Raw genomic sequence first — 7,311 nt, 5'->3', positions numbered from 1 at the left:
ATGGTGCGTCTGCTTCGGCAGATAAGCTTTAAATTTATTGAGGCTCACATAGTAAAAGGTAAGTTAAGCAATTAACTTGTCAGCCTACTTTGAGAGCGACCGGTTGGTCACACAACCGAAAACAGTAACAGGTTTGAACTGAAGAGTTTGATCCTGGCTCAGATTGAACGCTGGCGGCATGCCTTACACATGCAAGTCGAACGGCAGCACGGGTGCTTGCACCTGGTGGCGAGTGGCGAACGGGTGAGTAATACATCGGAACGTACCTTGTAGTGGGGGATAGCTCGGCGAAAGCCGGATTAATACCGCATACGCTCTGAGGAGGAAAGCGGGGGACCTTCGGGCCTCGCGCTATAAGAGCGGCCGATGTCAGATTAGCTAGTTGGTGGGGTAAAGGCCTACCAAGGCGACGATCTGTAGCTGGTCTGAGAGGACGACCAGCCACACTGGGACTGAGACACGGCCCAGACTCCTACGGGAGGCAGCAGTGGGGAATTTTGGACAATGGGCGCAAGCCTGATCCAGCAATGCCGCGTGTGTGAAGAAGGCCTTCGGGTTGTAAAGCACTTTTGTCCGGAAAGAAATCCTCTGGGTTAATACCTCGGGGGGATGACGGTACCGGAAGAATAAGCACCGGCTAACTACGTGCCAGCAGCCGCGGTAATACGTAGGGTGCGAGCGTTAATCGGAATTACTGGGCGTAAAGCGTGCGCAGGCGGTTTTGTAAGACGGATGTGAAATCCCCGGGCTTAACCTGGGAACTGCATTCGTGACTGCAAGGCTAGAGTATGGCAGAGGGGGGTAGAATTCCACGTGTAGCAGTGAAATGCGTAGAGATGTGGAGGAATACCGATGGCGAAGGCAGCCCCCTGGGCCAATACTGACGCTCATGCACGAAAGCGTGGGGAGCAAACAGGATTAGATACCCTGGTAGTCCACGCCCTAAACGATGTCAACTAGTTGTTGGGGATTCATTTCCTTAGTAACGTAGCTAACGCGTGAAGTTGACCGCCTGGGGAGTACGGTCGCAAGATTAAAACTCAAAGGAATTGACGGGGACCCGCACAAGCGGTGGATGATGTGGATTAATTCGATGCAACGCGAAAAACCTTACCTACCCTTGACATGTACGGAATCCTGCTGAGAGGTGGGAGTGCTCGAAAGAGAGCCGTAACACAGGTGCTGCATGGCTGTCGTCAGCTCGTGTCGTGAGATGTTGGGTTAAGTCCCGCAACGAGCGCAACCCTTGTCCTTAGTTGCTACGCAAGAGCACTCTAAGGAGACTGCCGGTGACAAACCGGAGGAAGGTGGGGATGACGTCAAGTCCTCATGGCCCTTATGGGTAGGGCTTCACACGTCATACAATGGTCGGTACAGAGGGCTGCCAAACCGCGAGGTGGAGCTAACCCCAGAAAACCGATCGTAGTCCGGATCGCAGTCTGCAACTCGACTGCGTGAAGCTGGAATCGCTAGTAATCGCGGATCAGCATGTCGCGGTGAATACGTTCCCGGGTCTTGTACACACCGCCCGTCACACCATGGGAGTGGGTTTTGCCAGAAGTAGGTAGCCTAACCGCAAGGAGGGCGCTTACCACGGCAGGATTCATGACTGGGGTGAAGTCGTAACAAGGTAGCCGTAGGGGAACCTGCGGCTGGATCACCTCCTTTCTAGAGCATGCACTGGAAGTTGAGTGTTCACGCTTATCGGTTGTTGACTGCGTAGATCTAAGTCGGGTCTGTAGCTCAGGTGGTTAGAGCACCGTCTTGATAAGGCGGGGGTCGAAGGTTCAAGTCCTTCCAGACCCACCAACTCTTTCCACCGATGTCCGGTTGAAAGAAATCTGGCTGAGGCAAGGCACAAGAAGCCGTGGCATACCTGGGTATGCGAGGGGTTTTTTGTCAGGCTGCATCAGACTGATTCGGGGGGCATAGCTCAGCTGGGAGAGCACCTGCTTTGCAAGCAGGGGGTCGTCGGTTCGATCCCGTCTGCCTCCACCAATTTCTTGGATCGCATCGATGTCAGTCAAAAGCTTTTACGTCTGCAGTAAATCCCCAAGTGATTTTGCGTGAATGTTTTTGAATGACAGCAATGTCATGCAGTATTTGTTCTTTAACAATTTGGAAGAAGAAGTAGTACAACGGAAGCGCGTTAGAGATGGCGCGTGGAAATTGTACGGGTTGTGATTGTATCAACCAGTATTTAAGTGATCGAAAGATGACTTGGAATACGGCACAACGCGAAAACTCAACCTATATCGGGAAGACATTCTCGTTATAGGGTCAAGCGAATAAGTGCATGTGGTGGATGCCTTGGCGATTACAGGCGATGAAGGACGCGATAGCCTGCGAAAAGTTGTGGGGAGCTGGCAAATAAGCATTGATCCACAAATGTCCGAATGGGGAAACCCGGCCCTTTGGGTCATCCTAGACTGAATCCATAGGTCTAGCGAAGCGAACGCGGCGAACTGAAACATCTAAGTAGCTGCAGGAAAAGAAATCAACCGAGATTCCCAAAGTAGTGGCGAGCGAAATGGGATCAGCCTTCAAGATTTAGCACCGGTGTTATCAGAACGGAATGGAAAGTCCGGCCATAGTGGGTGATAGCCCCGTATGAGAAAACCCTGGTGTGGAACTAAGCTTGAGAAAAGTAGGGCGGGACACGTGAAATCCTGTCTGAAGATGGGGGGACCATCCTCCAAGGCTAAATACTCGTAATCGACCGATAGTGAACCAGTACCGTGAGGGAAAGGCGAAAAGAACCCCGGGAGGGGAGTGAAATAGATCCTGAAACCGCATGCATACAAACAGTCGGAGCCTCGTAAGGGGTGACGGCGTACCTTTTGTATAATGGGTCAGCGACTTACATTCAGTGGCGAGCTTAACCGAATAGGGAAGGCGTAGCGAAAGCGAGTCCGAATAGGGCGTTCAGTCGCTGGGTGTAGACCCGAAACCAAGTGATCTATCCATGGCCAGGTTGAAGGTGCGGTAACACGTACTGGAGGACCGAACCCACTAACGTTGAAAAGTTAGGGGATGAGCTGTGGATAGGGGTGAAAGGCTAAACAAACTTGGAAATAGCTGGTTCTCTCCGAAAACTATTTAGGTAGTGCCTCGTGTATCACCTTCGGGGGTAGAGCACTGTCATGGTTGAGGGGTCCATTGCGGATTACCTCGCCATAGCAAACTCCGAATACCGAAGAGTGCAATCACGGGAGACAGACATCGGGTGCTAACGTCCGGTGTCAAGAGGGAAACAACCCAGACCGCCAGCTAAGGTCCCTAAATATTGCTAAGTGGGAAACGAAGTGGGAAGGCTAAAACAGTCAGGAGGTTGGCTTAGAAGCAGCCACCCTTTAAAGAAAGCGTAATAGCTCACTGATCGAGTCGTCCTGCGCGGAAGATGTAACGGGGCTAAGCAATATACCGAAGCTGCGGATGCGAGCTTGCTCGCATGGTAGGAGAGCGTTCTGTAAGCCTGTGAAGGTGACTTGTAAAGGTTGCTGGAGGTATCAGAAGTGCGAATGCTGACATGAGTAGCGATAAAGGGGGTGAAAGGCCCCCTCGCCGTAAGCCCAAGGTTTCCTACGCAACGTTCATCGGCGTAGGGTGAGTCGGCCCCTAAGGCGAGGCAGAGATGCGTAGCTGATGGGAAGCAGGTTAATATTCCTGCACCGTCGTATGATGCGATGGGGGGACGGATCGCGGAAGGTTGTCCGGGTGTTGGAAGTCCCGGTCCCTGCAGTGGAGAAGGCACTTAGGCAAATCCGGGTGCGTAATTCAAGGCTGTGGGGCGAGCGAACTTGTTTCGCGAAGCAATTGGAAGTGGTTCCAAGAAAAGCCTCTAAGCTTCAGTCATACGAGACCGTACCGCAAACCGACACAGGTGGGCGAGATGAGTATTCTAAGGCGCTTGAGAGAACTCGGGAGAAGGAACTCGGCAAATTGGTACCGTAACTTCGGGATAAGGTACGCCCTTGTAGCTTGACTGGCCTGCGCCAGAAGGGTGAAGGGGTTGCAATAAACTGGTGGCTGCGACTGTTTAATAAAAACACAGCACTCTGCAAACACGAAAGTGGACGTATAGGGTGTGACGCCTGCCCGGTGCCGGAAGATTAAATGATGGGGTGCAAGCTCTTGATTGAAGTCCCGGTAAACGGCGGCCGTAACTATAACGGTCCTAAGGTAGCGAAATTCCTTGTCGGGTAAGTTCCGACCTGCACGAATGGCGTAACGATGGCCACACTGTCTCCTCCCGAGACTCAGCGAAGTTGAAGTGTTTGTGATGATGCAATCTACCCGCGGCTAGACGGAAAGACCCCATGAACCTTTACTGTAGCTTTGCATTGGACTTTGAACCGGTCTGTGTAGGATAGGTGGGAGGCTTTGAAGCAGGAACGCTAGTTTCTGTGGAGCCGTCCTTGAAATACCACCCTGGCTTGTTTGAGGTTCTAACCTAGGTCCGTAATCCGGATCGGGGACAGTGCATGGTAGGCAGTTTGACTGGGGCGGTCTCCTCCCAAAGTGTAACGGAGGAGTACGAAGGTACGCTAGGTACGGTCGGAAATCGTGCTGATAGTGCAATGGCAAAAGCGTGCTTAACTGCGAGACTGACAAGTCGAGCAGGTGCGAAAGCAGGTCATAGTGATCCGGTGGTTCTGTATGGAAGGGCCATCGCTCAACGGATAAAAGGTACTCTGGGGATAACAGGCTGATACCGCCCAAGAGTTCATATCGACGGCGGTGTTTGGCACCTCGATGTCGGCTCATCTCATCCTGGGGCTGTAGCCGGTCCCAAGGGTATGGCTGTTCGCCATTTAAAGAGGTACGTGAGCTGGGTTTAAAACGTCGTGAGACAGTTTGGTCCCTATCTGCCGTGGGCGTTGGAAGTTTGAAGGGGGCTGCTCCTAGTACGAGAGGACCGGAGTGGACGAACCTCTGGTGTACCGGTTGTCACGCCAGTGGCATCGCCGGGTAGCTATGTTCGGAAGAGATAACCGCTGAAAGCATCTAAGCGGGAAACTCGCCTTAAGATGAGACTTCCCTGGGAACTCGATTCCCCTTAAGGGTCGTTCAAGACCAGGACGTTGATAGGTCAGGTGTGGAAGCGCAGTAATGCGTTAAGCTAACTGATACTAATTGCCCGTGAGGCTTGATCCTATAACCAGTGTGTTTTCCTGGTGTGAGTATCGCAATCTGTGCCGATACCAATCACAACCCAAGGTTGTACTACGCTTCTTCCGAATTGGTTTCGCTGACCCCGTCAGCGGAACATACAAGTTATGCCTGATGACCATAGCGAGTTGGAACCACCCCTTCCCATCCCGAACAGGACCGTGAAACGACTCCACGCCGATGATAGTGCGGATTCCCGTGTGAAAGTAGGTAATCGTCAGGCTCCCCTTAAAAACCCCTTGCCAGGCGCCTGGCAAGGGGTTTTTGCTTTGCAGGCGCGCTTGAGTGTTGCTTTTGCCTGCCTCCGAAAATGAAGCCTCGGTATGCATGGATGGCCCCATGCCGGCACGGGCGCAATGCGCTGGGGGGGGGGCGTCAAGGCCATGCCGACGCGGACAGGGAGCGCTTTTTGTACGTTGGCCTTCGGTCAATCCATGCTCGGGAGGGCGCTCGGCAGGGGGGCGGGGTTGCAGACGCCGCTGCAGCGCAGCGAAATACCCAAAGTTCCGGTAGCGAGCACTTATTCGCGTCCTCGATTGACTGCATGGAACCGGCCAGATTTGTGCCATTACGCCACCGCAACTCGTTCTGTCGCCGAACCTGTCAGAAACGGGAGCCTTCATTGGCATCGACTTCGTCCGTTAATATGCCGTGGACCCCATCTCGACCCGGCGCTCGAAGACGTTTGCGCAGCTCAACTCAATACGAAATGAACCAGATGTATTCCTCGGGGCTTAAGTTACCTCCAGTCATTGTCATCTCCCTTGTCGACAGTCACGATCGTCGAGCCCATATGACAGAGCAGATGGCGAGGGCGGGCGTGCCCTTTCGATTCTTCGACGCCAAGCGTATTCGCGAATATCCGCCGACCTATGACGCGCAAACGCGCCTCCGAATTTACGGCAACCACCTGACGCTTGGCGAAGTTGGGTGCTACGACAGCCACTATCAGATCTGGCAAGCACTTGTCCGGTCCGACGACGACATCTGGTGTGTCCTCGAGGATGACATCGAACTGATGGCCGACTTCGCACCACGCCTGGCATCGGCGCTCGAGGTCACCGTGCCGTGGGGCATCCTGCGGCTCAAGAGCGAAGGCTCCGCCGGTAGTTGGCGAGTCGGCGAGTTGCCGGGCGGTGGTGCGCTCTGCGACCATCGCAAGCAGCCGGGAGGAACGCAGGGATATCTCATTCGCCGCGATGCGGCGCTCGCCCTGCTCGAATACGGCAAGCGGATGATTCACCCGGTCGACGATATGCTCAACCGCAATTGGGAGCACGGCGTTCGTATGATTTCCATGGTGCCGAAGATCGTCGATCACAGAGATGACCAACTTGGCACGACGATCGACGGCCGCCGCAAGGCGAAACGTTCCATCGTTCAGAAGCTGCGCCGCGAATTCCACATGGGGCGGGACAGTCTGAACAGCCATCTGGATGCGTGGCGCCGTCGCAGACTCGGGCACCATGCCTGAGCGACGCGACGCCCGGCGCTCCGCCTCCCCTGTTATCCCGATTTCCAAGAAAATCAAAGACTTGCTTCGCGGATGAGAGTTCGGCGCCATGTCTGGCACAGAATCTGCGTATTTAATGCAGGGAAGGTGTTGACAAGGCGAGGGGACATCTCCATAATTGCAAATTCTCTGCGGAGGGGTGCCCGAGTGGCTAAAGGGGGCAGACTGTAAATCTGTTGGCTTACGCCTACGTTGGTTCGAATCCAACCTCCTCCACCAGAATGCGGAAGTAATGAGCGCCGAAAACCCGGTTTTCGGCGCTTGTTACCAAGAAGCGAGAGTCGGAATCCAAGCGGGTGTAGCTCAATGGTAGAGCAGAAGCCTTCCAAGCTTATGACGAGGGTTCGATTCCCTTCACCCGCTCCAGGTGACGCGCAGACGCAGTAGAAGCAATGGATTCGCCCATGTGGCTCAGTGGTAGAGCACTCCCTTGGTAAGGGAGAGGTCGGCAGTTCGATCCTGCCCATGGGCACCACAAGATAGTGTGAAGCGCGGCAATCAACATGCCGAGCAACCTCGGCAAAAGATAACCCCGTTAGGAGTCGGAAATGGCAAAGGAAAAATTCGAGCGGACCAAGCCGCACGTGAACGTTGGCACCATCGGTCACGTTGACCATGGCAAGACC

General features: G+C 54.0%; 1 protein-coding gene, 5 tRNA genes, 3 rRNA genes and 1 pseudogene. All 10 read left to right on the top strand.

Going from position 1 to position 7,311, the window contains the following annotated elements:
• Positions 1 to 135 precede the first annotated feature (135 nt).
• Positions 136 to 1,668, top strand: a 16S ribosomal RNA gene (locus CDN36_RS20165).
• Between the two features lie 64 nt (positions 1,669 to 1,732).
• Positions 1,733 to 1,809 (top strand) — tRNA-Ile (locus CDN36_RS20160).
• Between the two features lie 113 nt (positions 1,810 to 1,922).
• Positions 1,923 to 1,998: transfer RNA gene (locus tag CDN36_RS20155), tRNA-Ala, on the top strand.
• Positions 1,999 to 2,278: 280 nt separating this feature from the next.
• Positions 2,279 to 5,157 (top strand): 23S ribosomal RNA (locus tag CDN36_RS20150).
• A gap of 125 nt (positions 5,158 to 5,282) precedes the next feature.
• A 5S ribosomal RNA gene (gene rrf / locus CDN36_RS20145) occupies positions 5,283 to 5,395 on the top strand.
• Together the 16S, 23S and 5S rRNA genes with 2 tRNA genes alongside form the textbook arrangement of a ribosomal RNA operon.
• An 87-nt stretch (positions 5,396 to 5,482) precedes the next feature.
• A complete protein-coding gene (locus tag CDN36_RS22550) occupies positions 5,483 to 6,646 on the top strand; it encodes a glycosyltransferase family 25 protein (protein WP_353846873.1) in 1,164 nt (387 codons plus the stop codon).
• 172 nt (positions 6,647 to 6,818) lie between these two features.
• A tRNA-Tyr gene (locus CDN36_RS20135) sits at positions 6,819 to 6,904 on the top strand.
• Positions 6,905 to 6,977: 73 nt separating this feature from the next.
• Positions 6,978 to 7,051: transfer RNA gene (locus CDN36_RS20130), tRNA-Gly, on the top strand.
• 34 nt (positions 7,052 to 7,085) lie between these two features.
• Positions 7,086 to 7,160 (top strand) — tRNA-Thr (locus tag CDN36_RS20125).
• A gap of 73 nt (positions 7,161 to 7,233) precedes the next feature.
• Positions 7,234 to 7,311, top strand: a pseudogene (locus CDN36_RS22615) (GTP-binding protein); the annotation flags it as partial.

Origin of the sequence: Pandoraea sp. CB10b_02 (assembly GCF_002216225.1) — a bacterium.
Taxonomy (GTDB): Bacteria; Pseudomonadota; Gammaproteobacteria; order Burkholderiales; family Burkholderiaceae; genus Pandoraea; species Pandoraea nosoerga.
This window is presented reverse-complemented; position numbering and strand designations above follow the sequence as displayed.